This window comes from Streptomyces sp. NPDC059788, from assembly GCF_042732265.1.
Taxonomy (GTDB): Bacteria; Actinomycetota; Actinomycetes; order Streptomycetales; family Streptomycetaceae; genus Streptomyces.
This window is the reverse complement of record NZ_JBHWHY010000020.1, coordinates 96,194-123,108: the sequence shown is the minus strand read 5'-3', so window position 1 is coordinate 123,108 and position 26,915 is coordinate 96,194. Positions and strand designations below refer to the sequence as shown.

The 26,915-nt window shown below is 73.1% G+C and carries 26 protein-coding genes; 13 read left to right on the top strand and 13 right to left on the bottom strand.

What is annotated here, in order from left to right; genetic code table 11:
* Nucleotides 1-154 precede the first annotated feature (154 nt).
* Together ACFV57_RS19410 and ACFV57_RS19405 are read right to left on the bottom strand one after the other, a co-directional pair.
* Nucleotides 155-817 (bottom strand): nucleoside/nucleotide kinase family protein, encoded by a 663-nt coding sequence (locus ACFV57_RS19410; protein WP_385233432.1) that lies wholly within the window; start codon nt 815-817, stop codon nt 155-157.
* A 66-nt stretch (nt 818-883) separates the two neighbouring features.
* On the bottom strand, nt 884-2,185 hold the full coding sequence (locus ACFV57_RS19405; RefSeq protein WP_385233325.1) for a methyltransferase: 1,302 nt from the start codon (nt 2,183-2,185) through the stop codon (nt 884-886).
* 147 nt (nt 2,186-2,332) lie between these two features.
* On the opposite strand from ACFV57_RS19405, the gene ACFV57_RS19400 reads away from it, so the two are divergent.
* A complete protein-coding gene (locus ACFV57_RS19400; RefSeq protein WP_385233321.1) occupies nt 2,333-3,256 on the top strand; it encodes a universal stress protein in 924 nt (307 codons plus the stop codon).
* 271 nt (nt 3,257-3,527) lie between these two features.
* Here the strand turns inward: ACFV57_RS19400 and ACFV57_RS19395 are convergent, their stop codons facing one another.
* Nucleotides 3,528-4,052 (bottom strand): GNAT family N-acetyltransferase, encoded by a 525-nt coding sequence (locus tag ACFV57_RS19395; RefSeq protein ID WP_385233318.1) that lies wholly within the window; start codon nt 4,050-4,052, stop codon nt 3,528-3,530.
* Nucleotides 4,053-4,224: 172 nt separating this feature from the next.
* Nucleotides 4,225-4,890: a DedA family protein gene (locus ACFV57_RS19390; RefSeq protein ID WP_385233316.1), complete on the bottom strand. Its 666-nt coding sequence runs from the start codon at nt 4,888-4,890 to the stop codon at nt 4,225-4,227.
* A gap of 287 nt (nt 4,891-5,177) precedes the next feature.
* On the opposite strand from ACFV57_RS19390, the gene ACFV57_RS19385 reads away from it, so the two are divergent.
* Complete coding sequence (locus tag ACFV57_RS19385; RefSeq protein WP_385233313.1) at nt 5,178-5,963, top strand: superoxide dismutase family protein; 786 nt, start codon at nt 5,178-5,180, stop codon at nt 5,961-5,963.
* A 255-nt stretch (nt 5,964-6,218) separates the two neighbouring features.
* Here ACFV57_RS19385 and ACFV57_RS19380 read toward each other — a convergent pair whose 3' ends face one another.
* From ACFV57_RS19380 to ACFV57_RS19370, 3 genes are all read right to left on the bottom strand, one after another.
* A complete protein-coding gene (locus tag ACFV57_RS19380; RefSeq protein ID WP_385233310.1) occupies nt 6,219-6,692 on the bottom strand; it encodes a DoxX family protein in 474 nt (157 codons plus the stop codon).
* A gap of 226 nt (nt 6,693-6,918) precedes the next feature.
* Nucleotides 6,919-8,580: an alkaline phosphatase D family protein gene (locus ACFV57_RS19375; protein WP_385233307.1), complete on the bottom strand. Its 1,662-nt coding sequence runs from the start codon at nt 8,578-8,580 to the stop codon at nt 6,919-6,921.
* Between the two features lie 197 nt (nt 8,581-8,777).
* Complete coding sequence (locus ACFV57_RS19370) at nt 8,778-9,422, bottom strand: HNH endonuclease family protein (protein WP_385233304.1); 645 nt, start codon at nt 9,420-9,422, stop codon at nt 8,778-8,780.
* Between the two features lie 279 nt (nt 9,423-9,701).
* Here ACFV57_RS19370 and ACFV57_RS19365 point away from each other — a divergent pair, with 279 nt between their 5' ends.
* A complete protein-coding gene (locus tag ACFV57_RS19365) occupies nt 9,702-10,460 on the top strand; it encodes an ABC transporter permease (RefSeq protein WP_385233301.1) in 759 nt (252 codons plus the stop codon).
* A 240-nt stretch (nt 10,461-10,700) separates the two neighbouring features.
* Complete coding sequence (locus ACFV57_RS19360; RefSeq protein WP_385233298.1) at nt 10,701-11,282, top strand: TMEM165/GDT1 family protein; 582 nt, start codon at nt 10,701-10,703, stop codon at nt 11,280-11,282.
* 111 nt (nt 11,283-11,393) lie between these two features.
* On the opposite strand, the gene ACFV57_RS19355 is transcribed toward ACFV57_RS19360, so the two are convergent.
* Nucleotides 11,394-12,056 carry an HAD-IA family hydrolase gene (locus ACFV57_RS19355; protein WP_385233295.1) on the bottom strand — a complete coding sequence of 221 codons (663 nt, stop codon included), beginning with the start codon at nt 12,054-12,056 and terminating at the stop codon, nt 11,394-11,396.
* A gap of 291 nt (nt 12,057-12,347) precedes the next feature.
* Nucleotides 12,348-13,550 carry a peptidoglycan-binding protein gene (locus tag ACFV57_RS19350; protein ID WP_385233292.1) on the bottom strand — a complete coding sequence of 401 codons (1,203 nt, stop codon included), beginning with the start codon at nt 13,548-13,550 and terminating at the stop codon, nt 12,348-12,350.
* Nucleotides 13,551-13,836: 286 nt separating this feature from the next.
* Between ACFV57_RS19350 and ACFV57_RS19345 the strand changes: the two genes are divergently transcribed.
* A complete protein-coding gene (locus ACFV57_RS19345; protein WP_385233289.1) occupies nt 13,837-15,888 on the top strand; it encodes an MDR family MFS transporter in 2,052 nt (683 codons plus the stop codon).
* Nucleotides 15,889-15,916: 28 nt separating this feature from the next.
* Here ACFV57_RS19345 and ACFV57_RS19340 read toward each other — a convergent pair whose 3' ends face one another.
* The gene (locus ACFV57_RS19340) at nt 15,917-16,456 is read right to left on the bottom strand and encodes a GNAT family N-acetyltransferase (protein WP_385233286.1); all 540 of its coding nucleotides are present in this window, start codon (nt 16,454-16,456) and stop codon (nt 15,917-15,919) included.
* A gap of 149 nt (nt 16,457-16,605) precedes the next feature.
* Here ACFV57_RS19340 and ACFV57_RS19335 point away from each other — a divergent pair, with 149 nt between their 5' ends.
* The gene (locus tag ACFV57_RS19335) at nt 16,606-17,418 is read left to right on the top strand and encodes a hypothetical protein (protein ID WP_385233283.1); all 813 of its coding nucleotides are present in this window, start codon (nt 16,606-16,608) and stop codon (nt 17,416-17,418) included.
* The gene (locus tag ACFV57_RS19330) at nt 17,415-18,062 is read left to right on the top strand and encodes a hypothetical protein (RefSeq protein WP_385233280.1); all 648 of its coding nucleotides are present in this window, start codon (nt 17,415-17,417) and stop codon (nt 18,060-18,062) included. The genes ACFV57_RS19335 and ACFV57_RS19330 overlap by 4 nt, the downstream gene beginning before the upstream one ends.
* Nucleotides 18,063-18,192: 130 nt before the next feature.
* Here the strand turns inward: ACFV57_RS19330 and ACFV57_RS19325 are convergent, their stop codons facing one another.
* Together ACFV57_RS19325 and ACFV57_RS19320 are read right to left on the bottom strand one after the other, a co-directional pair.
* A complete protein-coding gene (locus ACFV57_RS19325; RefSeq protein WP_385233277.1) occupies nt 18,193-18,519 on the bottom strand; it encodes an antibiotic biosynthesis monooxygenase family protein in 327 nt (108 codons plus the stop codon).
* Nucleotides 18,520-18,625: 106 nt separating this feature from the next.
* Nucleotides 18,626-19,828 (bottom strand): helix-turn-helix transcriptional regulator, encoded by a 1,203-nt coding sequence (locus ACFV57_RS19320; protein WP_385233274.1) that lies wholly within the window; start codon nt 19,826-19,828, stop codon nt 18,626-18,628.
* A 430-nt stretch (nt 19,829-20,258) separates the two neighbouring features.
* On the opposite strand from ACFV57_RS19320, the gene ACFV57_RS19315 reads away from it, so the two are divergent.
* The 4 genes from ACFV57_RS19315 to ACFV57_RS19300 all read left to right on the top strand — a co-directional run bounded on the left by ACFV57_RS19315 (nt 20,259) and on the right by ACFV57_RS19300 (nt 22,734).
* A complete protein-coding gene (locus ACFV57_RS19315) occupies nt 20,259-21,167 on the top strand; it encodes a radical SAM protein (RefSeq protein ID WP_385233271.1) in 909 nt (302 codons plus the stop codon).
* Nucleotides 21,168-21,195: 28 nt separating this feature from the next.
* The gene (locus ACFV57_RS19310; RefSeq protein WP_385233268.1) at nt 21,196-21,537 is read left to right on the top strand and encodes a hypothetical protein; all 342 of its coding nucleotides are present in this window, start codon (nt 21,196-21,198) and stop codon (nt 21,535-21,537) included.
* 126 nt (nt 21,538-21,663) lie between these two features.
* Entirely contained in the window at nt 21,664-22,167 is a 504-nt protein-coding gene (locus tag ACFV57_RS19305; RefSeq protein WP_385233265.1) for a nitroreductase family deazaflavin-dependent oxidoreductase, read from the top strand.
* A 276-nt stretch (nt 22,168-22,443) separates the two neighbouring features.
* Nucleotides 22,444-22,734, top strand: a complete 291-nt coding sequence (locus ACFV57_RS19300) for a hypothetical protein (RefSeq protein ID WP_385233262.1) — start codon at nt 22,444-22,446, stop codon at nt 22,732-22,734.
* Nucleotides 22,735-22,938: 204 nt separating this feature from the next.
* Here the strand turns inward: ACFV57_RS19300 and proP are convergent, their stop codons facing one another.
* Nucleotides 22,939-24,498, bottom strand: a complete 1,560-nt coding sequence (gene proP, locus ACFV57_RS19295; RefSeq protein WP_385233259.1) for a glycine betaine/L-proline transporter ProP — start codon at nt 24,496-24,498, stop codon at nt 22,939-22,941.
* A 480-nt stretch (nt 24,499-24,978) separates the two neighbouring features.
* Between proP and ACFV57_RS19290 the strand changes: the two genes are divergently transcribed.
* Both ACFV57_RS19290 and ACFV57_RS19285 read left to right on the top strand, forming a co-directional pair.
* Entirely contained in the window at nt 24,979-25,545 is a 567-nt protein-coding gene (locus ACFV57_RS19290; RefSeq protein WP_385233256.1) for a superoxide dismutase family protein, read from the top strand.
* A 283-nt stretch (nt 25,546-25,828) separates the two neighbouring features.
* On the top strand, nt 25,829-26,836 hold the full coding sequence (locus tag ACFV57_RS19285; RefSeq protein WP_385233253.1) for an aldo/keto reductase: 1,008 nt from the start codon (nt 25,829-25,831) through the stop codon (nt 26,834-26,836).
* Nucleotides 26,837-26,915: the final 79 nt, after the last annotated feature.

Genomic DNA, 26,915 nt, shown 5'->3' with positions numbered 1-26,915 from the left:
ACGCCAAGGGGCACACCGGCCGCCGGTTCCAAGCCCGCCGGCTCCGCGTCCCAGGCTCCGCGCCTCGCGCCCTCGCGCACCGGCTCCGCCTCCTGGCCGCGCCCTCCTGGCCGCGCCCTCCGGTTCCGCGCCCCCAGTCCCGCCCCCCTCGGGCTCAGCCGCTCTCGTCGTACGGCCCCGGTGCCCTGTCGGCCGCGAACCTGACGACCAGATCGGCGCGCTCCCGTCCGGCCGCCACCAGACGCGCGTTGGCCTCGTCCGAGGTGCGCACGAACCGTTCGGCGCGCTCTCGCGGCTTGCCGAAGCGCTCGTGCCGGTCCACCAGGCGCCGCACCCGCTCCGCGTCGTCCAGGTCCACGTACCAGATCTCGTCGAGGCAGGCCCTGGCCCGCGCCCACGACGGGTCGTCGAGCAGCAGGTAGTTGCCTTCGGTCACGACGAGCGGCACGTCGGGCGCCACCGGAACGCTGCCGGCCACCGGCTCCTCGATGCGGCGGTCGAAGGCGGGGGCGTAGACGACGGTGTCCGGCGCGGGGGAGCGCAGGCGGCCGAGCAGGGCCGCGTACCCGGCCGCGTCGAAGGTGTCCGGGGCGCCCTTGCGGTCCGTGCGCCCCAGACGGCGCAACTCCGCCTCGGCGAGGTGGAAGCCGTCCATGGGGACGAGCACCGCCGACCCGGCCAGCTCGGACACCAGGTGGGCGGCCAGGGTGGACTTGCCCGCTCCGGGCGGCCCCGCGATGCCGAGGAGCCGGCGGCGGGCCGGGGTGGCGCCGGCGGCGAGCCGCCGGGCGCGTGCGGTGAGGTGCTGCGGTTCCATGGCGGCGATTCCTGCTTCTCCCACTTCTCCCATTCTTCTTCCTACGGGGTCTCTGGGGCCTCCGGGCTACGGGGTCTCTGGGGCCTCCGGGCTTCCGTCGGCGGGCCCGGCCGGGCCCAGTCGCCACAGTGAGGTGACCTCGGCGGCGCGGGCCGCGTGCAGGGGGTCGTCGGCGTCGCGGGAGCGGGCGTGCCGGGGCCGGATGTCCAGGCGGTCCAGCACCGTCAGGCCCGCCGCGTCGAAGGCGGCGGTCAGCTCGGCGCGGGAGCGCAGCCCGAGGTGTTCGGCGAGGTCGGACAGGATGAGCCAGCCCTCGCCGCCCGGTTCGAGGTGCGCGGCCAGGCCGTCCAGGAAGCCGCGGAGCATCCGGCTGCCCGGGTCGTAGACGGCGTACTCGACGGGGGAGGTGGGCTTGGCGGGGACCCACGGCGGGTTGCAGACGATCAGCGACGCGCGCCCGGCCGGGTACAGGTCGGCGGCCACGACCTCCACGCGGTCCGCGACACCGAGCCGTTCGGTGTTCTCCCGCGCGCAGGCCAGGGCCCTCGGGTCCTGGTCGGTGGCCACGACGCGGGACACGCCCCGCCGGGCCAGCACCGCGGCCAGGACGCCGGTGCCGGTGCCGATGTCGAACGCCGGGCCCGGGGCGGAGGGCAGTGGCGCGCGGGCCACCAGGTCCACGTATTCGCCGCGGACGGGCGAGAAGACGCCGTAGTACGGATGGACGCGGTCGCCGTCGAGCGCCGGTATGCGGACACCGTTTCTGCGCCATTCGTACGCGCCGATCACGCCCAGCAGCTCCCGCAGCGAAACGATCAGCGGCAGGCCGGCGTGCGCCTCGGAGCCCTGGGAGTCCCCGGCCACCGGGGTCCTCTCGGCCCCCGCGGCCCCCGTCGCGCCCGCGTCGTCCGCCGCGGCGTCTTCGGCCTCACCGGCGGGTGTTGCGGTGACGTCCGGGCCGTACGCCTGGACGCACGCCTCCCGGACGTCGGGCGCGCGGCGCAGCGCGAGACCGTAACCCGGGTCCAGGGACACCAGCAGCATCCCCAGGATGCGGGAGCGCTGGTTCTGCGCGGCGCGGTGCAGGTGGAACGCCTGGGTGGGGTCGGCCGGCGGCCGCTTGCGCGGACGGCGGTCCATCCGGCGGGCCAGTGCCGTCAGCAGCTGGCGCGCGTTGTGGAAGTCGCCGCGCCACAACAACGCGGTGCCCTCGCAGGCGAGCTTGTAGGCGTCGTCGGCCTTCGTACGGTCGTCCGCGACGACGATCCGGCGGGGCGGCGGGGTGCCGCTCTCGGAACGCCAGCGCGCGGAGCGGTCCGCGCCGGCCTCCGTCCACGCGACGGCCTGCGGGGCGGGAAGTGTGTTCATTGCGTCCCAGGTAAGGGGCTGAGAAGTGACGTTCGACTCTACTCCGTGCCGGGGAGGGACCTTCGTCCCCTGTCGCCCGGACCGCGCGGGGTAGGAGTATGGAAATAGTTGGGCATAGCACACGCTGTTGGTTGTATGGAGGCGTACATGGACACCCTGCCGGTCATTGTCGCGGTGGACGGATCCCCCGACAGCGAACGGGCGCTGCGCTGGGCGATCGAGGCGGCCCGGCTGCGCTCCGCGCCGCTCCAGGTCGTCCACGTCTGGCCGTATGTCACCACGGAGGGCCGCGCGGCGGCCGAATCCGGCATCGGGGACCCGGTCCTGGACGAACTGCGCAAGACACTGGACGGGCAGGCCGACACGGCGGGCCTGCCGGGCATCGAATTCCGCAGCCTCAGCGGGCTCACCGACTCGCTGCTGCCCGCCCTCGGCGCCGAGGCGCAGCTGCTCGTGCTCGGCTCGCGCGGGCGCGGCGGCTTCGCCAGCCTGCTGCTCGGCTCGAACGGCATGGCGTGCGCGGCGCATTCGGAGGGGCCCGTCGTGGTCGTACCGCGCCCGGACCGGGCCGGCGCCGAACTCGGCCCGGACGGCGAGGTGGTCCGCACCGGCCCGGCGCAGGTCACGCTCGGCGTCGACGCCTCCTCGGACGAGCCGGGCGCGATCGGTTTCGCCTTCGCCGAGGCGAGCCGCCGCGACGCGCGCCTGAAGGTGGTCTCCGGCTATACCTGGCCGATGCTGACCCCGGCCTCGTTCGAATACATGGCGGCCTATGAAGGCACGCAGCAGGAGTACGAGAAGGCGCTGGCCCAGCAGCTGACGCAGACGCTCGCACCGCACCGCGAACGGCACCCCGAGGTCGCCGTGACGGTCGAGCTGCGGGACGCGGACGCGGCCGGACAGCTCGTCGAGGCGTCCCGGGCCAGCGACCTGGTCGTGGTCGCCCGGCACCGCAGGCGCCTGCCGGTCGGGCGCCGGCTCGGCTCCGTCGCCCACGCCGTGCTGCTGCACGCGGTGTGCCCGGTCGCGGTCGTCCCCGAGGAGTCGGAGCGAGCCACGGAAGAGCGGTAACGCCCGGCTGAGGCGCCCGGCCCGGCACAGGCGTCCGAACCGGCACAGGCGCCCGGCCCGCCTAAGCCACCGGCCCGCCCGAGCGATCCGGCCCGTCTGAGCCACCCGGCCCGTCTGAGCCACCCGGCCCGGCTCAGACGCCCGGCCCGGCTCAGACGCCCGGGCCGCCCGAGCAACCGGGACTGCCTGAGCGACCCGCACCGCCCGAGCCCCCCGCCCCGCCAATGCCGCCCCCACCGCCCGAGCCACCCGGCCCGCCCCCATCCCCTCCTCAGTCGATGCCGAACGCCTCCGGATAGCGCACCGTGCCGCGCGGGGGTGTCCCGCCGTCGAGGGAGAGGGCGAGGAACGCCTCGTCCGGCCACTCCTGGGGCGGCAGGATGCCGAAGCGGGAGGCGGGCTCGAAGCCGAACCTGGGGTAGTACGGCGGGTGACCCAGCACGACGGCGGTCCGCTCGCCGGCCTCCCGGGCCGCGTCCAGCAGGGCGCGGATGACGGCGCTGCCCGCGCCCTGCTTCTGGTACTCGGGCAGTACGGCGCAGGGCGCGAGCGCGACGGCCGGTGCGCCGGATATGTGACAGCGGGTGAGCAGCGCGTGGGCGGCGAGGGGCGCGGGAGCGCCGGCCTGTCGCGCGACGGGCTCGGCCACGTACGAAAGGCCCGGCAGCCAGGCCGGAGCACGCCGCAGCGCATCGACGAGGTCGGCCTCGCCGGAGGTCTCGAAGGCGGCGAGATTGACCCGGCGGACGGCCGGAACGTCCTCGGGGGTTTCGGGGCGGCAGTGCCAGTTGTTCATGTCCACATGGTGGCACCGGGGTCTGACAATCCGCCCGGGATTTCTCCCGCCCGCAGCCGCTCCCCGCCGATGCCGGGACGCTCCGCCCGTTCCCCGGCCCGTCACCCGCAGGGCGGAATCCGGTCGGCCGGTTAGTGGCCGGTACTCGGCGGTCACTGCCGGTGACCGACGGTCAGTCCGCGCCCGCCGCCGAGAACGCCGCCGCCCGGCGATCCGGCCTGCGCATCAGGAACACCGCCGCCGATCCGGCCGCGAACAGCGCGAACACCGACACGGCGGCGCCGATCCACGACGCGCCCAGCCACTGGCCGCCCACATAGCCCAGGCTCACCCCGTACGCGGCCCAGGCCAGCCCGGCCAGCGCGGACCACGGCAGGAACTCCCGGACGGTGCGGTGCGCGACCCCCGCGCCCAGGCTGACCACCGAGCGTCCGGCGGGCGCGAAGCGGGCCAGGACGACGATGCCGCCGCCGCCCCGCGTCAGCGCCGTGCCGAGTCGTTCCTGCGCCGCGGTCAGGCGGCGGGAGCGGGCGATGGCGCGGTCGAAGCGGTCGCCGCCGCGCCAGGCGAGCCGGTAGGCGAGCATGTCGCCGAGCACCGAGGCGGTCGCGGCGCACAGCACCAGGGCGAGCATCTCGGCGAGGTCGACGTCGCCGTGTACGGAGCCGGAGACGCCGACCGCGCCGGCCGCGGTGCGGGTGCCCGCCGCCGTGGTGGCCGCGGTGATCACCAGGACGCCGCTGGGCAGGATGGGCACGAAGACGTCGAGGAGTACCGAGAGACCGACGATCGCGTAGACCCAAGGGGTGTCGCTCAACGACCCCAGGCTTTCCAACAACGTCCTACTCCCGGCTCCGAACCCCTGCCGCGACGTCGCATCGGCGGCTGGGGCGGCTGTACCGCCATACAGCGTACGCCTGACGTGCCCACGGTGACGTTCCGGGGCGCACGGTGTTGTCGGCTTCACACCCCTTTGGGAACCGCCCCGGGCATCGCTGTCACCCGTCTGCTCCGGCCGTGGCGCAAAAGAGCGCGTCATTGGGAATGTTATGTGCCGAAATAAGTGCCTTGTGAGTGCGTAGACAGGGTGCTCCGGAGCGGAGCGGCACACGAATGGAGACATGCATGCAGACGTCGAGGGACTCATCGACGGCATCCGGCGGCGCGGCGCAAACGGCCGCGGGAACGGGAGCGGGTGCGGAAGCGGCCACGGCGGCGGACCGGACCGGGCGCGGCGCGGCGCGCGCGAGGGCGGCGGCCAGGACGGCGGGCGCCACCGCGGCCGTCCTCGCCACCGCGGGCACGCTCCTGCTCGCCCCGTCCGCCGTGGCGGCGGACGGCGACAAGGTCACGAAGAACACGGCCGAGCAGGAGTACTCCGTGACGATCGCCGCGCAGTTCACGCGGCCGAACGGCGCGATGCTGAGCAGCGCGCTGACGTACGACCCCAAGCTGGTGCCGGTGAACTCCCGCGTCACGGTCAGCGAGCGCGCCGGGCACGCGTCGACCCGGGTGGGCCTGCGGGTGGCCGACCTGCGGGCGAACCGCGCCTACGGGGCACACGTCCACACCGGCACCTGCGGCGTCCGCCCGGAGAGTTCGGGCCCGCACTACCAGCACCGCAAGGACCCGCGCACGCCGTCCGTCGACCCGGCCTACGCCAATCCGAAGAACGAGGTCTGGCTGGACTTCACCACCAACGCGCGCGGTGAGGGCGCCGCCGAGTCCCGGCACGCCTGGCGCTTCCGCTCCGGCGAGGCGCGGTCCGTGGTGATCCACGAGCGGCGGACCGCGACCGGGCCCGGGGTCGCGGGGACCGCCGGCCGGGTGGTGGCGTGCTACTCCGTGCCGTTCAACCAGTCGAAGGAAGCCGGCAAGGCCGTGGCGGGCGTGCTCTCGAAGATCTTCTGACCACGGCGCGGGTGCAGGCGTACGGGCCCGGCGCGTGGGCCCGGCGTACGGCCCCGGCGTACGGCCCCGGCGCGTGGTCCGGCGTACGGGCCCGGCGTGCGGGCCCCGGCGTACGGACCGTCTGGCGGCCGGTCGCGCCCGCGAGCCCGCGCGAACGAGCGGCGGCCCCCGGTGCATACCGGAGGCCGCCGCTCGTCGCCGGACGGCAGCCGTACGGCCGCGCCGGGTGGCAGCCGTCCGGCCGCCGCTGTGCCGTCAGGCCGCGCTCGGCTCGCGCTGCGCGCCCGTCCCGGCCTCGGCCGACTGGCGCGCGCCGAAGAACAGGCGGTCCAGCGACCAGGTGCCGGGTCCGGTGAAGACGAGCAGCAGGAACGCCCAGCAGAACAGCACGGACAGCTCGCCGCCGTTCTGCAGCGGCCACAGGGACTCGCCCGCGTGCACGGAGAAGTACGCGTACGCCATGGAGCCGGAGCAGATCAGGGCCGCGACGCGGGTGCCGAGCCCGAGCATCACCAGGACGCCGCCGACGAACTGGATGACGGCCGCGTACCAGCCGGGCCAGCTGCCCGCGGGCACGGTCAGGCCCTTGCCCATGGCTCCGCCCAGGATGCCGAACAGCGAGGACGCGCCATGGCAGGCGAAGAGCAGGCCGGTGACGATGCGGAAGAGGGAGAGCGTGTGCGGCTTGATTCGTTCGGTGAGCTCGGTCACCGGAGAGTGAGCGGACATGAAGGGACTCCTGCGGTTTCGGGGACGGGAACCGACAAGATGAAAGGTTAGGGAGGCCTAAACGGTACTTGCAAGTTCAACATCTGGCCATATCCGGCCGTTGGCCGAAAACGGTCATGGCCCGAAGTGCCGCCCCGGTGACGGCATCCATGTCCGAAAAGACATCGAATCCACCCGCTGGGGGCGTTTCCCGACCGACCGCTCGTCAACGGCCCTCGACGGCCCGTCAGCCACCCGTCAGCGTCTCGTCCCACGCGCAGGCCAGCCGCACCCCGCCGTCCTGCTCGCTCTGTGCCTGATCCAGCCGCAGCCGCGCCGCGCGCCCGTTAAGCGTCAGGGTCATCAGCTGGTTCCCGAACCACGGGCCGCCCGTGCGGCGCCAGCCGATCGACGGCCGGTCCAGGCGGGCATGCCGGGCCAGCGCGTGCCCCAGCCGGCGGCCGATCCTGCTCCACCCGAAGCGGAAACCGGCCCGCATGGAGGCGGGGATGCTGTTGTGCACGGGCGAGCAGGTCAGCTGCAGTACGCGGCTGGCGGGCGCGGAGCCGTCGTACCAGTGCGGCTCGGCCACGTACGCGTGGTGCACGTCGCCGGACAGCACGCACACCGTCGCCGGTGCCACGTCGCCCGAACCGGCCTCGACGAGCAGGTCGGTGAGCGCGGCGAAGGACTCCGGGAACGCCGCCCAGTGCTCCAGGTCGGCCCGCTGCCGCAGCGACTCGCTCCGGCGCGCCCAGCGCGCGCCGCGCGCCCCGGCGCACAGTGCGGCGTTCCAGCCCTCGGCGTCGTGGATCAGGTTCGGCAGCAGCCACGGCAGCGAACTGCCGATCAGCAGGTGGTCGTACGAGCCGTGGTCGGCGAGCACCTCCTCGCGCAGCCACTGCGCCTCGGCCGGGTCGAGCATCGCCCGGCTCCCCTCGTCCAGGACGCGGGTGGCGCGGGTGTCGACCATGACCAGCCGTACGCGGCCGAAGTCGCGGCGGTAGCTCCAGCGCGCGCAGGCCGGGTCGGCGTCGGCGGCCGCGGCGAACTCCCGCACCAGGTCCGTGCCGTCCGGCAGCGCGCGGACCCGGGCGTACAGCTCGTCCTTCTCCAGTTCGGCGGGGGAGAGGTTGCCCAGGTGCTGGTACACCCAGTAGGACATCAGGCCGCCCAGCACCCGTTCCCGCCACCAGGAGGTCGCGCGCATCCGGGTCAGCCAGGCGGCGGAGGTGTTCCAGTCGTCTATGACGTCGTGGTCGTCGAAGATCATGCAACTGGGGACGGTGGACAGCAGCCAGCGCACCTCGGGGTCGAGCCAGGACTCGGCGTAGAGGTGGGTGTACTCCTCGTAGTCCGCGACCTGTTGCCAGGGCGGCTCCGAGGTGTCACGGCGGGCGGCGAGCAGCCGGGCGGTCGCGTCCGAGGTCTGGTCGGCGTACACCTGGTCGCCCAACAGGAGCAGTACGTCCGGGCGTTGGCGCGCGGGATCGGCGGCGAGCGCGGCGGCGAGGGTGTCCAGTGCGTCCGGGCCGACCGGGTCGTGCGCGTCGGCGGGCGGTGCCGCCCAGCGGCAGGAGCCGAACGCCACCCGCAGCCGCTGACCGGCCGGGTCGCCGCCGGGCGCCGCCGGTGTGCGGATCGCGCTCTCCGGGAAGCGGCTGCCGGGCAGCGGCCAGACCTGTTCGCCGTCCAGCAGGACCCGGTACGGGGTCTCGCTGTCCGGCGTCAGCCCGGCGACGGGCACCAGCGCGTAGTGGTGACCGCCCACCTGCCACGTGCGCTCGGCGCCGCCCGCGCCGTTCTCGCAGCGGACGTGCACCTCGCAGGGCCGGTCGGTCTCGACCCACACCGTCGCGCTGATCTCGTCCACGTACCGCAACAGCGGCCCCAGGCGCAGCACGGCCATCGGCGATCCTCCCCTCGTACGGGCGGGCGCCCGCCCGTGTGTGCTCAGAGGATAGAAGCCGATCGTGGGCGACGGGACAGCTCCGGCCTCCTCGGCGAGAAAGACGGAGCCATCCGGTCGTACGGTTGCGCCACTCGGTCAAAAGGCGATCAGACCGTCCTGAAAGGCGGCCTTCCGAGGCGGCCCGTCGGCGTACTTCAGCAGCGGTCGAGGATCTTCTTCAGCGCCGCCTTCTCCGCCGAGTCGGCCGTCATCCCGTACTCGTGCTTCACCGACACCCACATCCGCGCGTACGTGCAGTGGTACGAGGTCTTCGGCGGCAGCCACTTGGCCGGGTCCTTGTCGCCCTTCTCCTGATTCACGTTGTCGGTGACGGCGATCAGCTGCGAGTGGGTGAGGTCGTTGGCCAGCTCCCGGCGGCGCTCGGTCGTCCACTTCGAGGCGCCGGACTTCCACGCCTCGGACAGCGGTACGACGTGGTCGATGTCCACGTCGGACGCCTTGGACCACACGCCGTCGTCGTACGCGGATTTCCAGGTGCCGCTGGTCGCGGCGCACTTGCCGTCGGTCTTCACGTTCTCGCCGTCCCGCTTGAGCACGACCTCGCGCGTGTTGCAGTTCTTGCCCTGGTCGGACCAGTGCGGGAACTTGTCGCGGCTGTAGCCGTCCTGCGAGCCCTGGGGGGCTTCCTTGATCTGGGCGAGGTAGGTACGGGCCGTGGCGGCGTCCGGCGGGGTGGGCGGCGCCGCCTGGGCGCTCTGGGTGCCGAGAACCAGCGTGCAGGCGAGTGCGGCGGCGGACGCGGCGGCCACCGAGACGCGACGCGCGTAGACCTTGGGCATCGTAACTCCCTGTAAGTGGGGGGAAGTTGAGGTTCGGGACGGGGCCCATGGTGGCGCCGTGGGGTTACCACCGGACGGGCTCCAGGTAACAGAGTGACGACATGCCCACGTCAGTTCAAGGGGTTGACGTGGTGTCACCCGCACCCGGCTCACCGGCGCGTGGCTCGCGCGGGCGCGTGCGCCCCTTCCGGAACACCCGCCTCCGCCGGAGTGAACGGGTCCGTACCCGCCCGCGCCGGACCCGGTGCCCCGCCGCCGCGCGCGCCCTACAGTGATCGCGTGCTGCTGCCGGTCAACGCCGCCCTCGGGGCCGTTCTCGCCGTCCTGCTGGCCGCCGCCGTGGCCGTCGCCGCGCTCGCGCGCCTCGGCCACGCGCGGGCCATCGCCCTCGCCGGCCTGCGCGCCGCCCTCCAGCTCGCCGCCGTCTCCCTCCTCATCGGCTGGGTCGTACGGGGCGTGCCCTGGCTGCTCTGTTTCCTCGTACTCATGTTCACGGTCGCCGTGCGGACCGCCGGCCGCCGCCTCACCCCGAACCGCACCTGGTGGTGGGCGGCCGCCCCGCTCGCCGCCGGAGTCGTGCCGGTCGTCGGCGTCCTGCTGCTCACCGGCCTGGTGCCGCCGCGCGGCATCACCCTCATCCCCGTCGCGGGCATCCTCATTGGCGGCGCCCTCACCGCCACCGTCCTCGGCGGGCGGCGCGCGCTCGGCGAGCTGGAGACGCGGCGCGGCGAGGTGGAGGCGGGGCTGGCGCTGGGTCTGCTCGACCGGGAGGCCCGTATGGAGGTGGCCCGTCCGGCCGCGTCCGACGCGCTGCTGCCGGGCCTGGACCAGACCCGCACCGTGGGGCTCGTCACACTTCCCGGCGCCTTCGTGGGGATGCTGCTGGGCGGGGCCTCACCCGTTCAGGCGGGCGCGGTGCAGCTGTTCGTCCTGGTGGCGCTGCTCGCCGTACAGGCGGCGGCCGTGGGGGTGGTGCTGGAGCTGGTGGCCCGCGGGCGGCTGCACCGCGTACCCTTGGCCACAGCAGAAGGGGAGTAGCTCTTCGCCGGACCGTCGACATACTGCCCGCCCGTCGGCCGCCACCGCCCAGGTGACAGGCCGCCCGTGGTGGGCCGGCGCCCGGAGCGTGGCAGGTGACCGGTGTCCCTGCCGCGCCAGCGAGACCTTCGGCCGCAGTGTTTGCGCAGACGCACGTGTGCGCAAGAGACGCTGCCGTGCCGAAGCGACCCCTTTTCCGGGCCCCTCGGTGCGGCCCGACCGATCGAGGTAAGACACCCCGTGTTCAGTTTCACCGTCGCCGCCGTCGTCTTCGGCGTCGTGTTCCTCGCCGAACTGCCGGACAAGACCGCCCTGGCCGGCCTCGTGCTCGGCACCCGCTACCGCGCTTCGTACGTGTTCGCCGGCGTCGCCGCGGCCTTCGCCGTCCATGTCGCGCTCGCCATCGCCGCCGGCAGCGTGCTGTCCCTGCTGCCGCACCGCCTCGTGCAGGCGGTCGTCGGCGTGCTCTTCCTCGCGGGCGCGGTCGTCCTGATCTTCAAGAAGGACGAGGAAGAGGAAGAGGTCAAGAAGCCCGCCGACCAGAGCTTCTGGAAGGTCTCCGGGGCGGGCTTCATGATGATCCTGGTCGCCGAGTTCGGCGATCTGACCCAGATCATGACCGCGAACCTCGCCGCCCGCTACGACGACCCGGTCTCGGTGGGCGTCGGCGCGGTGCTCGCCCTGTGGGCCGTCGCCGGACTGGGCATCGTCGGCGGGCGCACCCTCATGAAGTACGTGCCGCTGGACCTGATCACGAAGGTCGCGGCGGGCGTGATGGTGCTGATGGCCGGGTTCAGCCTGTATGAGGCGATCACGGGCTGAGCGGTACGGGCTGAGTGGTACGGGCGGGGGCGGGCGGGGCGGTGCGGCTTCGGTTGGCGGAACGTTCCGCCAACCGGCCCCGCAGGCTGGGGCGCCCGTCGGCTGTGCCGGTCAGCCGTCGATGTGCAGCGCGATCGACCCGTCCGCGAGCGCCTCGACCCGTACCTGGTGCAGATCGCGTACATGGGCGTCGGGGCCGAAGGCCCCGGCCCGCTCGCCGACGCCGACCACGCGCATCCCCGCCGCGCGCCCGGCCTCGATGCCCGCTTCGGAGTCCTCGAAGACCACGCAGTCCTCGGGCGCGTACCCCAGCTCGGCCGCGCCCTTCAGGAAGCCCTCGGGATCCGGCTTGCTGGCGTTCACCGACTCCGCGGTGATCCGTACGGCCGGCATCGGCAGCCCGGCCGCACCCATCCGGGCGTCGGACAGGGCGAGGTCGGCGGAGGTGACCAGCGCGTGCGGGAGCCGGGCGAGGGCGGCCATGAAGGCGGGCGCGCCCGGGACCGGCACGACGCCCTCGACGTCGGCGGTCTCCTGCGCCAGCATCCGCCGGTTGTCCTCGTGGTTGAGCTCCATCGGGCGCTCGGGGAGCAGCGCGGCCATCGTGGCCCAGCCCTGCCGCCCGTGCACCACCTTCAGCACCTCGGCCGCGTCGAGCCCCTGCTCGGCGGCCCAGCGGCGCCAGCACCGCTCCACCACGGCCTCCGAGTTCACGATCGTGCTGTCCATGTCCAGCAGCAGGGCACGGGCGGTGAGCGTGATGGTTGCCGGCATCGGCGGGCTCCTGGGCGCTGAGGAAAGAGTCAAGCGGCTCCGCCCGCCGGTCAGGGAGTGCGGGCGGAACCACTTTGTTCCTACACGATACAAAGAGCCCCCGCGAGAGGCCAACCGCCCCCTCGGCCGACGGCCTGCCACCGGCGCCCCACGCGCCCGCAACCACCTCGGTCACGCGCCCGCGCCCGCCCTGGCCGCGCGCCCGGCGCCTGCCCCTCCGGTCACGCGCCCGCGCCCAGCCCGCCCACGCGCCCGAGCCCGTGCCCGACGGTCCGGCCCGCACGCCCCGGCTCACGGCTCGACCGTACGGGCCTCCAGCGACCTTCGGGTCTGCACCCCGTAGACGCCGGACGGGTCCTCGCGCAATCCGTAGAACCGCTGGTAGGCGGCGACGGCTTCGCGTACGGCGGTGCTGAAGCGGCCGTCCTCCGGGCCCGGGTACGTGGCCACCTGCTCCAGCCGCCGCTGCAACTCCAGAACCTCCGGCCCGCTGGCCCCCTCCCGCAGCACGAGCGGCCCGTCCGGCGGGCTGCTCGGCGGGCGGCTCTCCGGGGCGCTCGTGATGCTCCCGGAGGCCTTGGCCGTGCCCGCGGGCGTGGAGGGGCCGGGCGAGGCGGGCGGTGTGGCGGCCGGGCCGGGCGGCGGCTGGGCCCTGGTCGCCCGGTGCGGTGTCGGCGTGGAGGAGGGGGGCGGCGGCGCGGCGCGGCGGCCCGGACCGCCGCCTCCGGGGCCGTCGCCGCCGCTGCCCGGTGTCCGGGCGACGCCGGGCATGTGCCGGTGATCGTCCGGCAGGGCGCGGTCCTGGTCCGTGTCGGACAGCAGCGCGCCGCTGAGCAGCACCGCGCCCGCGGCCAGAGCCGCCGCGGAGACCGCCATGGCGGCCAGGGCCGCCTGCTTCCTGCGGCGACGCGGGGAGCAGGCGTACGCGCCGTGCTCGGCCTCGGACCTGGACCCGGCATCCGCCCTGGGCTCGGCGCTGGACCCGGCCCCGGCGCGGACCGCGCTCTCCGTACCGCCCCTGAGCCCCGCGCCGCTGCCGCTCCCGGAGCCCGAGCCCGAGCCCGGACCCGAGCCACCCTCCGCACTCGCACCCGCCCCGGCCGCCGCCTGCCCGTCGGTGTGCCGTCCTGCATCCGAGCCGGCGCACGAACCGGCCTGCGCCTCCTCCCGCCCTCCGGCGTGCGAACCGGCGTGCGAATCCGTACGTGCCCCGGAGTGCGGGCCCGCCCGTGACCCGGCACGCGCCCCCGCCCGCGACCCGGCCGGCGGCACCGTACGGGACCCGAACCGCGGCGCGGGACGCGGATCGGGCCGCATCACCTCCGCCGTCGTGCCCGACGCCGCCCCGGCCGGGTCCGCCCCGTCCGGCAGCCGCACGTACGGGCGTACCCCCAACGGATCGAAGTCCTCCGCGCCGGCCGCCTCGCACAGACACCTCGTCCGGCCGTCGTCGCGCGCGGGCGCCGAGCAGTACGGGCAGGTCTCAGCCGTCACGAGCGTTCCCCCTCCTGAAGCCCTCGATCTGAAGCCCTCGATTGGGCAGTGATTATCCCCATCTGGCCCCTTCCTGCACAGGGAGCACCCGGCAGCCACCGGCCCCCACGGCTCCCAGCGGGCCGTACCCGATCCCACCCGGCGGTATCCGATCTCGGCAGGCCGTATCCAACCGAAACGATCAGGATGGATGGCAGCAAGCCCGCCCCCGCCCGTACGTGAAGCCCGCACGAAGAGCCCGTACGAGAAGACCCGCACGAGAAGACCCGCACGAAGAGAGACGCTCATGGCGCAGGACACCGGCGCTCCGGCCGTCCCCGGCGAGGGCCGGTCCCGGCGGACGGTCCTCGTCGCGATCGGCGCGCTGCTCCTCGGCCTGCTGATCGCGGCACTCGACCAGACCATCGTCGCCACCGCGCTGCCCACCATCGTCAGCGATCTCGGCGGCCTGGACCACCTGTCCTGGGTGGTCACGGCGTATCTGCTGGCCTCGACCGCCGCGACCCCGCTGTGGGGCAAGCTCGGCGACCAGTACGGGCGCAAGCGGCTGTTCCAGACCGCCGTCGTGATCTTCCTGATCGGGTCTGCGCTGTGCGGCATCGCGCAGAACATGCCGCAGCTGATCGCGTTCCGCGCGGTGCAGGGCCTGGGCGGCGGCGGCCTGATCGTGCTGTCGATGGCGATCGTCGGCGACATCGTGCCGCCCCGCGACCGCGGCCGGTACCAGGGCCTGTTCGGCGCGGTCTTCGGCGCGACGAGCGTCCTGGGGCCGCTGCTCGGCGGCCTGTTCGTGGACCACCTCAGCTGGCGCTGGGTCTTCTACATCAACCTGCCCATCGGCATCGTCGCACTGGCCGTCATCGCCACCGTGCTGCACATCCCGGTCCGCCGCACCCCGCACCGTATCGACTATCCCGGCACCGTCCTCGTCGCCGCGGTCGCCGCCTGCTTCGTCCTGATGACCTCGCTCGGCGGCGTCAGTTACGGCTGGGGCTCCTGGCAGATCATCGGTCTCGGAGTGCTGGGACTGGTGCTGCTGGCCGGGTTCGTCGCCGTCGAGCGCCGGGCCGCCGAACCGGTCATCCCGCTGCGTCTGTTCCGCCTGCGTTCCTTCACTCTCACCGCGGTCATCGGCTTCGTCATCGGCTTCGCGATGTTCGGCTCGATGACCTACCTGCCGACCTTCCTCCAGGTGGTGCAGGGCGTGTCGCCCACCATGTCCGGGGTGCACATGCTCCCGATGGTCATCGGCATGCTGCTGTCCTCGACCGCCTCCGGGCAGCTCGTCAGCCGCACCGGGCGCTACAAGGTCTTCCCCGTCGCCGGCACCGCCGTCACCGCCGTCGGCCTGCTGCTCCTGCACCAGCTCGGCCCGTCCAGCGGCACCACGGTGATGAGCCTGTACTTCTTCGTGTTCGGCTTCGGACTGGGCCTGGTCATGCAGGTCCTGGTCCTGATCGTGCAGAACGCCGTCGACTACCAGGACCTCGGCGTCGCCACCTCCGGCGCCACCTTCTTCCGCTCGATCGGCTCCTCCTTCGGCGTCTCCATCTTCGGTACGATCTTCGCCGACAAGCTGGGGCCACGGATCGCCGACGCCCTCGCGGGCAAGCAACTGCCGCCCGGAACGGACCCGTCCAAAATCGCCGAGGACCCGCGGACGGTGGGGCAGCTGCCCCCCGACGCCGCCTCCGGCGTGCTCGACGCCTACTCGGACTCCATCACCGACGTCTTCCTGTACGCGGTCCCGGTCGTCCTGATCGCCTTCGTCCTGGCCTGGTTCCTGCGCGAGGAGCCGCTGCGCCGCGGCGTCACCGCGCCCGACAGCTCCGAGGTGCTCTCCGCCAGCCCCGTACACCGTTCCTCGTACGACGAGGTCTGCCGCGCGCTGTCCAAACTGGGCAGCCTGGAGGGCCGCAAGGCGGTCTACGAGCGGATCACCGAGGCGGCCGGGCTGGACCTGAAACCGGCGGCGAGCTGGATGCTGCTGCGCATCAACCGTTACGGCTCGGTGGAGCCGGCGCTGCTCTCCGAACGCAGCATCGTGCCGCTCCGGGTGATCGCCGAGGCCACCCGGCAGATCGAGGAACGCGGTCTGGCCGTACGGGAAGGGCTGCCGCTGGTCCTCACCGACCGGGGCCGCGCGGTCGCGGAGCGGCTGGCCGCCGCCCGCCGCGCGTCACTGGCCGAACTGCTGGGGGACTGGTGGACCGAGAACCGGCCGACCGACCTCACGGAGCTGGTCGACGAGCTGTCGGCGGAACTGTGCGGCTCGGACAGGGAGAGCCCGCACAACGACGAAGCCCGCAGACGGCGGCCACCGGCGGCACCGCGCTGAGCGGGCCATCCGTCCGCCGGAGCCTCCGCTATTCCCCGCCGCCCGCCAACCGCTTCTCGAAGAAGACCTCCGCATACCGGTCCTCCTTGTACGCGGAGATCTCCACGTACCCGAACGCGCGGTACAGCGCGACGGCCTCGGACAGGTCCCGCCGGGTGTCCAACCGGAGGCGCTCGGCACCCAGTTCCGCCGCGCGCCGCTCGACCGCGCGCATCAGCGCGCCCGCGGCTCCCCGTCCGCGCCACGGCTCGCGGACGAACACCCGCTTCAGTTCCGCCGTACGCCCGCCGTCGATGAGCAGCAGCCCCGCGCACCCGGCGGCCTCCCCGTCGGCCCGCCATACGACGAACAACGCGCCGTGCGGTGGCGTCAGTTGCCCCATCGGATACTCCGCCACACCCTCGTCGATCTCCTCGGGCGTGATCCGCGGCCACCCGTGCAGCGTGTGGTACCGCTGCGCGACCTCGGTGTAGTACTCGCGGAACAGGGCCGTGACGGCGGGCGCGTCGTCCGGCTCGTCCGAGAGGCGCCAGGTTTCCGGCAGGCGCCTGGTGGGGGCGTCGGTCATGGCGGCATTGTGCCGGTACGGGCCCGTCCGCCGCCCTCGAATATCCCCCGGTACGCGCCGCGGGACGGGCCGCCGGCCGGACCGCCGCGGCCCACCGGCCCGTCACCAGGCGGTTGTTTGGCGCCCGACGGCAGGGCTACCCGCCCCGTATGTCCATCACCTTGATCATCGTCCCCATCGTGGCGCTCCTGGTGATCGCCGCCCTCGTCCTCATGGCCCGCGCCAAGGTCGCCCGCAGCGGCAGCAGAGGACTGCGCAAGCGTTTCGGCCCGGAGTACGAACGCGCCGTCGCCGTGCACGACGGCGACACCGTGGCCGCCGAACGCGAGCTGAACCAGCGGCTGGACCGCCACGGCGCGTTCCGCCCGCTGCCGCTCACCGCCGAGCTGCGGTTGCAGTACGAGGAGCGGTGGGAGGCCGTACAGCGGCAGTTCGTCGACGAGCCCGAACAGGCCGTCGTCGAGGCCGACCTGCTGATCGGCCAACTCGCCCGCGAGCGCGGCTACCCGGCCGACACCTATGACGAGCAGACCGACGCGCTCTCCGTCCACCACGCGCACGGCGTCCACGGCTACCGCAAGGCCCACGAGACGGCCGTACGCGCCCGCGCCAACCGCCCCGAGAACGCCGCCGGCACGGAGGAACTGCGCGCCGCCGTCGTCCACGCGCGCACCCTGTTCACCGAACTCCTCCAGACCGGAAGGGGCCGTTCCACCTCCGTGCACGGCCCTCGCGACCACGGCCCCCGCGAGCGCGGCCACCACGACCACGGCTCTCCCGGCCACGGTCGCGGCACCACGGCCCACGGCCGCCCCGACCCGTCCCACGACGGTCACGACCCGGCGGCCCGCGACCCCCGGCACCACAAGCCCACCGCCCGGCGGCTCGGCGACCGGCTGCGTTCTCCCTGGACGCACGGCCGCGGCCACGGGCACGACACCGCGGAAGGCGGTGCGCGATGAGCACCTACGACGAACGCGGGACCGGTCCCGTCGAGACACCCGGCGAGCGCGCGGCGAGCGAGGGCATGCCGCCCCCGGAGCGCGGAGCCGCGGCGTACGAGGGCACCCGTAGCGCGCAGCAGCCGACCGCGCCGCCGCCCACCACCACGTCCGGCGCCGCCGGGACCGAACCAGGCGCGACCGAACCGCGCGCGACCGAACCCGGCGCGACCGAACCCGGTGTGTACGCGGGCCTGCCCGGCACCTCCACCGACTACCCCGCGGGCGCGCCCGGCCACTCCGCCCCGCCCACCGGGAACGCCCCCGCCGGGAACGCCCCCACCGGAAACATCCCCACCGGAACTCCCGGCCGGGCAGGACACACCGATCCCACTCCCACCGAGGCCCTGCTCCCCGCCGACGCCCGGGACAAGCTGCGGCAGCGGCTCGACCACGCCGTCAACGGTTTCGTCGACCGCCCCGGCGAGTCCGTCCAGGAAGCCGACGCCGTCTACGAAGAGCTGTCCGCCCTCCTCCCGGAGGCACTGGCCGCCCGCCGCCGCGCGCTGCGCACGTCCTGGGAGCAGGGCCGCACCGACACCGAACAACTCCGCGTGGCCCTGCGCCACTACCGCGAAACGGCCCAGCGCCTACTCGACTTCTGAGGCCCCGGCCCCTCGCCCCTGAAGCCCCGGACACGCCCGCCCCGGCCCTCACCGGGACGGGCACCCACTCGGCCGGCCTTCCCGGCCGACTCGACCGGCCGGTCCTGCCGGCCGGCCCTACCGCTTCGGACTACTGCTTCGGGCTCGCCTGCTGCACGACCTCGAACGACCACAGCGTGGACCCGGAAGCGGCGGGCTTGGGCCGCTCACCGCCCTCCGCGCCGCCGCCCTGGTGCGCGGCCTTCATCGGCCCCTCCATCCACGCCTGGAAGGACTCCTCGTCCCGCCACCGCGTGTAGACGAGGTACTGGTCGGTGCCCTCCACGGGACGCAGCAGCTCGAACCACTCGAAGCCGTCCGACGACTCCACGGAACCGGCCCGCGCCCCGAAGCGCTTCTCCAGAACTTCCCGCTGCTCGGCGGGTACGGTCAGCACATTGATCTTCACGATGCTCATACCGAACATCGTGCCCCATACCCTCCGGCCGAGGCAGGGCAGGGCCACCCGCCGGCCGGGTTGCGCGGGCCGTGGGCCGCCGGGCCGACGCCGGTCCTCCTGGGATTCACGCGGCGCCGTCGAGCACCGCCCGGACTTCCGGTACGTCCCGGTAATCTTCCAGCCGCCCCAGCACGACGCGTACCCGTGCGGCCGTACGGTCGCTGGTCACGCTCGCGCTCAGTGTGATGACCCGTTCCGCTGTCGCTGCCGCCTCTTCGGGTTCGTTCGCGTCGGCCAGAGCGACGGCCAGCCAGGACAGGTACAGAGCGAGTTCTCGGGTGTGCGTCGTGTCGTACTGGCTGAGCACGTCCCGCAGCAGGGGCACGGCCCGCAAGGGGCGGCGCAGCTCCGTGTAGACGCGACTCTCCATGATCTGTAGTTCTCCAACGTCCACCCAGTACAGGTAGGCGGGCGCACCGGCCCCCGCGTGGTCCGCGGCCAGTGCTTCACCGGCCTGTCCGAGCGCTCGCATGGCCTGCTGGGCCTCCCCGGCCTTGGTGTGGGCCCATGCGGCCCGATCGAGGTAGAGCGCGCGGGCTTTCGGGGGCGCATCCGGGCCGGCTTCGCCGAGGGCCGCCAGCGCGAGTCGGACGCCTTCGGCCTCCCTGCCCGTATTGCTGAGTTGATAGGCCAGCGACCCAGCGAGGTTTCCGGCCAGCGTCCGGTCTTCCGCCTGCATCGCCGCGCTGATCCCGAGCCGGTAGATACGTTCCGCATCCGCATGTTGCCCGGCGTCGCCGGCGATCCATCCCGCGATCTGCGCCAGTTCTCCGACCTGTACGAGGAGAGCACGCGCCACCTCCCCGGAGTGGGCGCCTTCCCGGTAGACCCGTACGGCGGCGCGGAGTTCCCGCAGAGCCGGCCGGATCAAATCACCCCCGGCCAGCACGTCATCAGCGAGCCTGAGCCCGTGCACGCGCTTCTGAAGGTCGCCCACCTGCCCCATGCCGACACGTCGGCCCTCACGGGCGCAGAGCGGGGCCAACGGGTCGTCGTCGGGCAGGAAATCCGCCAGCGTCGGCAAGGGGGGCCCATCGGGCCTCTGCGGCTCCTTGAGTACGTCCACGGGCACTCCGAGGGCGGCAGCGATGAACGGCAGCCACTGACGAGGTGTGCGCTTTCCCTTTTCCCAGCGGCTGACTTCTTGGCGGCCTACCGGTTCGCCTCTGACTCCGGCGCCGCGGCAGATCTCCTGTCCTAATCGTTCCTGACTCCACCCACGGCGGTCCCGTTCACGCCGGATGTTGGCCCCGATGGCGCTTCCCATGGGGCCAGTCTGGCCGACATCCGGCCTACACGGGGCCGCTGGTGGTCACGCCGTCCTGGCGCGACGATCTCCCCACGACGTACCGAGGGGACGGCGAGGAACCATGACTGCTGACCGGGCCCCACGACCGGGGCGTACGCCGTGGATACGGCAGACGGCCGGATCGGAGAGGTGCACTGGCTGTTCGAAGGGCCCGCGTACCTCGATCCGACGGGGCGCGGTGCTGCGGGGACGGCCGCACGAACCGCCCGGCGGCCGAGGAGTGTTCGCTGAAGACGACCGTCGACCTGGAACGGCTGATCCGGCGCTGATGACGCACACGGGCCGTATCGGCACCTCGCTGATCTGTAAGGCGCGCAGCACCGCGTTCCCCCACGCTGCGCGACCCGCTTGAGGGGGCAACTCATCCCACAGTCGCAAGGAGCCCGAAATGAGCGCTGCCCGGAACCGACTGAAGTTTGCATGGTTGGAGGTCACCGGGTTCTGCAACGAACTCTGTGATCACTGCTACGCGGACTCTTCCCCGAAGGGGACGAACGGCACGATGACCTTCCAGGACTGGGAGCGCACCATCGACCAGCTCGTGGGCCTGGGCGCGCTGGACGTGCAGTTCATCGGCGGGGAACCGACCCTGTACCCGCACCTGCCCGACCTGATCAGGCATGCCCATGGGGCGGGGCTGTCCATTGAGGTGTTCTCCAACCTCACGCACGTACGTGATCACCTGTGGGCGATCTTCACGGACTGCGGTGTCAAGCTCGCTACGTCGTACTACTCCGACTCGGCGAAGGACCACGACACAGTGACCAACCTCCGGGGGTCGCACCGGCGGACCCGGAGAAACATCCAAAAGGCGCTCAGCCTGGATATCCCGGTACGCGGTGGCGTCGTCGCGGTACGGGAGGGGCAGCGTGTCCGGGCAGCAGCCAAGGATCTCGTGGACCTGGGCGTGGGTGCGGTCGGCGGGGACCGGACCCGGGCGTTCGGGCGGGCGAGCCGGGGAGCTGCGCCGACGATCGCCGACCTGTGCGGGCACTGCGCCCACGAGAAGTGCGCCATCGGCCCGACGGGCGACGTGTGGCCGTGCGTGCTGGGCCGTTTCCTGACCATGGGCAACGTGCGGGAAACGCCGCTCGCCGACATCTGGTGCGGCGCGCGGATGGCCGAGGTGACGGCCGGTATCACCGCCGTGCACGGCGAGGGCGCGCAGTCGTGCACGCCTCCGCAGTTCCTGCCCATGTGCGGGCCGTGCGGGCCGTGCGTCCCCTCTGTGGGGCACTGCGATCCAAGGGGGGCCGACGCCCCGGTCGAGGCGGCTACGATCGGCTCGCCCGCCTGACCCGCTGAGACCATCAGGGAGCGCGCACATGCACGATCACGGTGACGACTTCGGTCCCTGGGAGGCTGGCGGCAACGCCGGCGCCACACAGCGAACCGAGGAAGAGTGGGCCGCCATCGCCCGGTACGTCCGCCACGCCGCGAACAAGGTCGGCCCCGGCCTTCCGCTGTGTCTCCCCGGTGAGCCCCAGGAGTGCGGGCGAACCGCTCAACAGCACGTCTTGGCGTGGTCAGCGCACCTGAAGGCGGCAGCGCACCACCTGATCGAGCAAGCCACCCCCAGCAGGGAGAGGGGCGCTCACGCCGTCGGGCCCCTGTATCAGCGGCGGCTGACCGAGCTGCGGGACCGGAGCGCCCGCGTCCAGCGGTAGCCGGCACTGCCCGCCCGTCCGTGCTACGCGTGTGTCTCGACAGGGCCACCCGCCGGCCGGGTCCGTTGTTCAGCTCGGCCGGTTGCGTCTGCTCCGGTTGTCGGTGGGTGGGGTTAGCGTCGGGGTATGTCGAACTCAGAAGCGGGGCAGGGGACGCCGGGCGGGGCGCGGCCGGTGCGGCCGACGGGCTGGAAGCGGTTTGTCTTCCGGGCTCCGATCCACCTCTACCGGCTCGGTCTCGGCGGTCTCTTCGGCAAGCGGCTGCTGCTTCTGGAGCACCTCGGCCGTACGTCGGGCAAGACCCGGCGGGTCGTCCTGGAAGTGGTGTCGTACGACCGGCAGGCCCGCACCTGGACGCTGGCCTCCGGCTTCGGTACGGGCGCGCAGTGGTACCGCAATCTTCAGGAGCAGCCCCGGGCGACGATCCAGGTGGGGCGGCGCCGGTGCGCCGTCATCGCGGACTTCCTGCCTGCCGAGGAGGGCGGCCGGATCATGGCGCGGTACGGGGCGAAGCATCCGAAGGCGGCCAAGTCGTTGACGGGGTACATGGGGTTCGAGGCCGACGGCACGGCGGAGGGCTATCGGCAGGCGGGGGAGCACATACCGTTCGTACGGCTCGTGGAGCAGTGAGGCGGTGGCGGCGACGGAGTCCAACGGGGGAGTGGCGCCGCGGTAACGGCCGTGTCCGCTGTTGGAGTCGCAGCCGCCGGGGCGCCGGAGTGGGGGCCGGGCGGGGCGACGGGTTGCCTTCAGCATGGCTCGCACCAGGGCGCGCGAGGGCGCGGCCCGGTGACGAGAGGGAAGTTCTTGAACCCCATGAGCTCCATGAGCCCCGTGCAGTCTGTGAATCCCCAGCGGTCCGTGAGTCCCATGCAGTCCGTGAACCCAATGCCTCCGATGGAGTCCATGAGCGCTGTGACGTCCGTGAACTCCCTGCGCAAGTTCCTCCGCGCCGCGGTCGTGACGGTCTCCGCGGTCGGTACGGTCCTGGCCGCCGTTCCCGCCGTACTGGCCTGCCCGGCGCACGACGGCCGGGCGAGCGGTGACAGCTGCCGTTTCGCCTACACCAGCTTCTTTCCGTCGCCCTCCGGAGCGACCACGGGCGACGGGCTCTACGCGCACGGCCAGAAGGACCCGGCGGGGCGCACCTGCGACGACGGCGGGTGGGTGGGCCCGAACCGCCCGAGCGACACCTGAGGCCGCCCCATCCGCGCAGAGCAGGCAGCGCACTCGCGTAGAGCCGACGGCCCAACCGCGGGGAGCGGACAGCCCACCCGCCGGGCGCCGAAAACGCCTGTGCGCGAGGACGAATCCGTCCTCGCGCACAGGCGGCGTATCAAGATGTATGGCGTATCGGGGCGCAACAGGGCGTATCGATCGGCCCTGAGCCCGCCCGCCGGGTCAGGCGGGCGTTTCCGCCGCGACCCGGCGCTTGCCCGAAGCGGGCTTGGGGGAAGCCGACGCCGAGGCCCGGCGCAGCTCGCGCGCCTCGGACTCCGTCTCCACCGCCGGCGGGGAGCCCGGCAGCGGCCTGCACGCGCTCTCCGACATCAGCAGTACGGCGATCCCGCCGACCACCGCGGCGGCCATCATGTAGAACGCGGGCATCATGTTGTTGCCCGTGGCGCCGATCAGCGCGGTCACCACCAGCGGAGTCGTACCGCCGAAGACCGACACCGAGATGTTGAAGCCGATGGACAGCGAGCCGTAGCGCACCTTCGTCGGGAACAGCGCGGGCAGTGTGGACGGCATGGTGGACGTGAAGCACACCAGCATCAGGCCGAGGATGGCCATGCCCAGCGCGATGCCGGCCAGCGAACCCTGCCGGATCAGCAGCAGCGCGGGCACGGACAGCACCAGGAAGCCGACGCAGCCGGTCGCGATGACCGGGCGGCGCCCGAAGCGGTCGGTGAGGCGGCCCGCGAAGGGCTGCACGCACATCATCACGACCATGACCGCCAGGACGACCAGCAGACCGTGCGTCTCGTCGTACTTCAGCTCCGAGGTCAGGTAGCTCGGCATGTACGACAGCAGCATGTAGTCGGTGACGTTGAAGACCAGGACCAGGCCGACGCAGAGCAGCATCGCGCGCCACTGGCCGAAGATCATCTCGCGTACGCCGAGCTTCTTCTCGGCCTGCCGCCGCTCCTTCTCCTTGGACCGCGCCTCCTTCTCCAGCTGCGCGAAGGCCGGGGTCTCCTCCAGCCGCATCCGCAGGTAGAGGCCGATGATGCCCATCGGGCCCGCGATCAGGAACGGGATGCGCCAGCCCCAGGAGATCAGCGCGTCGTGGCTCAGGACGGCGGTCATCAGGGTGACCAGGCCGGCGCCGCCGACGTAACCGGCGAGGGTGCCGAACTCCAGCCAGCTGCCCAGGAAGCCGCGCTTCTTGTCGGGCGCGTACTCGGCGATGAAGGTCGAGGCGCCGCCGTACTCGCCGCCGGTCGAGAAGCCCTGCACCAGCCGGGCGATCAGCAGCAGGATCGGTGCCCAGACGCCGATGGAGGCGTACGAGGGGATCAGGCCGATCGCGAAGGTGCCCGCGGCCATCATGATCATGGTGATGGCGAGGATCTTCTGCCGGCCGATACGGTCGCCGAGCGGTCCGAAGACCATGCCGCCGATGGGGCGGACGAGGAAGGCCGCCGCGAACGTGCCGAACGTCGACAGCAACTGCGCGGTCGGGTTGCCGGACGGGAAGAAGACCTGTCCCAGCGTGACCGCGATGTAGCTGTAGACGCCGAAGTCGAACCACTCCATCGCGTTGCCGACCGCGGCCGCCGAGACGGCGCGCTTGACCATCGACGGATCGACGACGGTGACGTCGCCGCCCGGTCCCCGCTTCTCCGGTTTCTCCGGCTCGGCCGGATCGGGTGCGGAACCACCGGTACGGGTCCGCGGTGCGACGGGTGACTGCGTCGGCACGTGCTCGCTCGCCTGCGCTCTCTGGGACGACTGCATGGAACACCCGCCGGGGCGGGTCCGGCCCGCCATGGCGTGACGGGCAAAGGTCGACCATAGGGGCAGAGCGGCTCATCACGGACAGTGCACGGCCGACAGCGCAACAGCGCGTAACCCCGCTCTCCGCAGGGGAAGCGGCACTCCGGGGGTCCTTATCCGGCCTTGCCGAATGTGATCCATCTCGCTGCGATCACCGCAACCGAATTGCCCCGGCTTGTGCCTCATATGCACGGCACGGACCTGACCCTGCCCACTCCGCGCGGATGTATGCGCGACATTCCGAAAAATTTCCCCAGGCGCCACACGGGCCACTTCGGACCCTCTCCTGCCCCCTCCGGCCGCTCTCCGGACCGCCTCCCGTGTGCCCCGTGAAGCCCTTCCCCCATCCCTCCCGCGTACCCCTCCCATAACGTCCCCGTACGCCTCGCCTGACCGGATACCCGGTTCCGGCGGGCGCGCCGGGACGCAAGGGTGCGACGCATGTCTATCGCTACGGCAGTGCTGACCGCATCACTGGCGATGGCGCCGGCCGCCGCGCCATCCATGGGAGTGCAGTGCACCAGCGTGACCGTCCGTGCCCACTTCGCCGCGTCGCCGACGGGTGAGGCCGTCACCTACGACCCGGCCCTGGTGCCCGAGGGCAGCCGGGTCACGGTCGTGGAGAAGCGGTACGGGCCGGCGGGCACCGGGCGTACCGTCGTCGCCCTGCGCCTGGCGGGCCTGGTCCCGGACCGTACGTACGGCGCCCATGTCCACACCAAGCCGTGCGGGCCCAAGCCGGCCGACTCCGGCCCGCACTACCAGAACGTGCGCGACCCTGTTCAGCCCTCCACCGACCCCGCCTACGCCAACGCGCGCAACGAGGTGTGGCTCGACCTGAAGACGGACGCGGACGGCGACGGCGCCTCCGTCGCGAAGGTCGACTGGCATGTCCGCTACGGGGAGGCCCGCTCCGTGGTCGTCCACGAACACAAGACGCACACCGAGCCGGGCCACGCCGGGACCGCGGGCGCCCGCCTGGCCTGCGTGAACGTACCGCTGGCCTGAGCACTCGCCGGGCGCGGGCGGCGCGGCAGCATCCGGCTGCCGCGCCGCGGGATCGTCGCGCCCATCCAGCATCAGCCATTCGGCCGCACCCCGCCACTCGGCAGCGCGTCCCGGCCGTGGTGCCGCGTCCGGCGGCCAACCCGGCCGGGATCGCGCCCCGTTCACTCCGTTACGATCGCCCGGCAAGCCGCCGCAACGTCTCTGCACGCAGCGGCGGCGCCGAATCCGGCGACTCCAGGAGGAACGCTATGCGCGGCGCACCCGGCCCGAACGGAGCCCGGCTGTGAAGTACCGACAGCTCGGCGGACCCGGAGGAGCCACCGTTTCGGCGGTGGGACTCGGGTGCATGGGGATGTCCATCGCGTACGGGCCCGCCGATCCGGCGGAATCGCGGCGGGCCCTGGACAAGGCCGCCGACCTGGGCGTGACGTTCCTCGACACCGCCGACGCGTACGGGCGCGGCGCGAACGAGGAATTCGTCGGTGACTGGCTGCGCGGGCGGGGCGGGGCCGCGCGGGAGGACGTCGTCCTCGCGACGAAGTTCGGGCTGCGGCACGACCCGGTGAGCGGGCGTGTCGACACCGTCGACACCTCGGCCGCGTACGTACCGGTCGCCTGCGACGCCTCGCTGCGCAGGCTCGGCGTCGAGTACGTCGACCTCTATTACGCCCACCGTCGCGACCCCGCCGTGCCGGTCGAGGAGACGGTCGGCGCGATGGCGGAGCTGGTCGCGGCGGGGAAGGTGCGCCACCTGGGCCTCTCGGAGGTCAGCCCGCGGACGCTGCGCGCGGCGCACGCCGTGCACCCCATCAGCGCCGTGCAGGTGGAGTACTCGCTGTTCACCCGGGACGTGGTCGAGGGCGAACTGCTCGCCACGTGCCGCGAACTGGGCGTCACGGTGGTGGCGTACTCGCCCCTCGGACGCGGGATGCTCGCGGGCGCGCTCGCCTCGCGCGAGGAACTGGGCGAGGACGACAACCGGCGGCGCTGGCCGCGCTTCTCCGACGACAACATCGAGCGCAACCTCGCGCTCGTACGCGCGGTGCGCCGCGTAGCCGACGAGATCGGGGTGCCTCCCGCGCGCGCGGCGCTCGCCTGGCTGCTGGCGCAGGGCGAGGACATCGTGCCGATCCCCGGCACGAAGCGGGCGCGCTACGTGACGGAGAACGCCGCCGCGGCAGGGCTGACCCTCACCGCCGATCAGGCGGACCGGCTGCGCGCGGCGGTGCCCGCCGACGCCGTGGCGGGCGCGCGCTACCCGCAGCAGGCCCTCGACCGGCTCGGTCACTGAGCGGACGGGCGCGAGGCCGCCCGCGACCGGCCGTCCGGTGACCCGGCGGGTCCGCGCGCGCTCGCCTCACGGCATCCGG

Coding starts and splice junctions, on each gene's coding strand:
- ACFV57_RS19410 (WP_385233432.1), bottom strand. CDS start 817: ATGGAACCGCAGCACCTCACCGCACGCGCCCGGCGGCTCGCCGCCGGC.
- ACFV57_RS19405 (WP_385233325.1), bottom strand. CDS start 2,185: ATGAACACACTTCCCGCCCCGCAGGCCGTCGCGTGGACGGAGGCCGGC.
- ACFV57_RS19400 (WP_385233321.1), top strand. CDS start 2,333: ATGGACACCCTGCCGGTCATTGTCGCGGTGGACGGATCCCCCGACAGC.
- ACFV57_RS19395 (WP_385233318.1), bottom strand. CDS start 4,052: ATGAACAACTGGCACTGCCGCCCCGAAACCCCCGAGGACGTTCCGGCC.
- ACFV57_RS19385 (WP_385233313.1), top strand. CDS start 5,178: ATGCAGACGTCGAGGGACTCATCGACGGCATCCGGCGGCGCGGCGCAA.
- ACFV57_RS19380 (WP_385233310.1), bottom strand. CDS start 6,692: ATGTCCGCTCACTCTCCGGTGACCGAGCTCACCGAACGAATCAAGCCG.
- ACFV57_RS19375 (WP_385233307.1), bottom strand. CDS start 8,580: ATGGCCGTGCTGCGCCTGGGGCCGCTGTTGCGGTACGTGGACGAGATC.
- ACFV57_RS19370 (WP_385233304.1), bottom strand. CDS start 9,422: ATGCCCAAGGTCTACGCGCGTCGCGTCTCGGTGGCCGCCGCGTCCGCC.
- ACFV57_RS19355 (WP_385233295.1), bottom strand. CDS start 12,056: ATGCCGGCAACCATCACGCTCACCGCCCGTGCCCTGCTGCTGGACATG.
- ACFV57_RS19345 (WP_385233289.1), top strand. CDS start 13,837: ATGGCGCAGGACACCGGCGCTCCGGCCGTCCCCGGCGAGGGCCGGTCC.
- ACFV57_RS19340 (WP_385233286.1), bottom strand. CDS start 16,456: ATGACCGACGCCCCCACCAGGCGCCTGCCGGAAACCTGGCGCCTCTCG.
- ACFV57_RS19335 (WP_385233283.1), top strand. CDS start 16,606: ATGTCCATCACCTTGATCATCGTCCCCATCGTGGCGCTCCTGGTGATC.
- ACFV57_RS19330 (WP_385233280.1), top strand. CDS start 17,415: ATGAGCACCTACGACGAACGCGGGACCGGTCCCGTCGAGACACCCGGC.
- ACFV57_RS19325 (WP_385233277.1), bottom strand. CDS start 18,519: ATGAGCATCGTGAAGATCAATGTGCTGACCGTACCCGCCGAGCAGCGG.
- ACFV57_RS19320 (WP_385233274.1), bottom strand. CDS start 19,828: ATGGGAAGCGCCATCGGGGCCAACATCCGGCGTGAACGGGACCGCCGT.
- ACFV57_RS19315 (WP_385233271.1), top strand. CDS start 20,259: ATGAGCGCTGCCCGGAACCGACTGAAGTTTGCATGGTTGGAGGTCACC.
- ACFV57_RS19310 (WP_385233268.1), top strand. CDS start 21,196: ATGCACGATCACGGTGACGACTTCGGTCCCTGGGAGGCTGGCGGCAAC.
- ACFV57_RS19305 (WP_385233265.1), top strand. CDS start 21,664: ATGTCGAACTCAGAAGCGGGGCAGGGGACGCCGGGCGGGGCGCGGCCG.
- ACFV57_RS19300 (WP_385233262.1), top strand. CDS start 22,444: ATGAGCGCTGTGACGTCCGTGAACTCCCTGCGCAAGTTCCTCCGCGCC.
- proP (WP_385233259.1), bottom strand. CDS start 24,498: ATGCAGTCGTCCCAGAGAGCGCAGGCGAGCGAGCACGTGCCGACGCAG.
- ACFV57_RS19290 (WP_385233256.1), top strand. CDS start 24,979: ATGTCTATCGCTACGGCAGTGCTGACCGCATCACTGGCGATGGCGCCG.